The sequence below is a fragment of the Nocardioides sp. CPCC 206348 genome, from assembly GCF_048654705.1.
In the GTDB taxonomy this organism is placed as follows: domain Bacteria; phylum Actinomycetota; class Actinomycetes; order Propionibacteriales; family Nocardioidaceae; genus Nocardioides.
Window position 1 is genome coordinate 9,551 of record NZ_JBMCZA010000104.1, and the last position, 1,043, is coordinate 10,593.

General features: G+C 72.1%; 1 protein-coding gene. It reads left to right on the top strand.

Translation table 11 applies throughout. From position 1 onward, the window contains the following. Nucleotides 1-1,043 (top strand): nicotinate phosphoribosyltransferase (gene pncB, locus ACOADB_RS05205; RefSeq protein WP_378596878.1); only part of this gene is annotated, 1,043 nt, incomplete at both ends.

Below are 1,043 nucleotides of genomic sequence, written 5' to 3' on the forward strand. Positions count from 1 at the left end.
AATGCTCGCCGGCCTCGGCCGACTCCTCACCCTGATCGAGAACTTCACCTACGACGCCGACGACCTCGTCTGGTTGCAGGAGCAGGGTGTCATCGGCGACGCGACCGTGGACTACCTGCGGGACTTCCGGTTCGCCGGCGACATCGACGGCTACCGCGAGGGCGACCTCTACTTCCCCGGAAGCCCGATCTTCACCGCCACCGGCACCCTCGGCGAGTGCCTCGTGCTGGAGACGCTGGTGCTCAGCGTCCTCAACCACGACACCGCCATCGCCAGCGCAGCCGCCCGGATGGTCGACGCCGCCCAGGGCCGGCCGATCATCGAGATGGGCGGGCGTCGTACCCATGAGGAAGCGGCGGTCGCGACCGCGCGGGCGGCGTACGTCGCCGGGTTCGGCTCGACGAGCAACCTTGCAGCCGGCCGGCAGTTCGGAGTACCGACCGCGGGCACCGCCGCGCACGCCTTCACCCTCGCGCACGACACCGAGGCCGATGCGTTCCGCAGCCAGGTCGAGGCGCTCGGCGTCGGCACCACCCTGCTCGTCGACACCTACGACATCGCCGAGGGCATCCGGACGGCAGTCGAGGTCGCAGGCACCGGGCTCGGCGCCGTGCGGCTCGACTCGGGCGACCTCAGCGAGGAGGCCCACAAGGCACGCGCCCTGCTCGACTCGCTCGGCGCGACCGGGACCCGAATCGTGGTGACGAGCGACCTCGACGAGTTCGTGATCGCGGCCCTCGCGGACGCCCCGATCGACGGGTACGGCGTCGGCACCCGGGTCGCGACCGGCTCGGGCCACCCGACCGCGAGCATGGTCTACAAGCTGGTCGCCATCGCCGACGCACCCGGCGAACCGATGCGGCCCGTCGCCAAGAAGTCGCAGGACAAGGCCTCGGTCGGCGGCCGCAAGACCGCCTTCCGCGAGTACGACGACAACGGGCTCCTCGTCGCCGAGCTCGTCACCCGCGACGGCACTGCCCCCGGCGCCGCGCGCCCCGTCCAGGTACCGCTCATCCGGGCCGGCGCGGTCGTGCACGCACCGA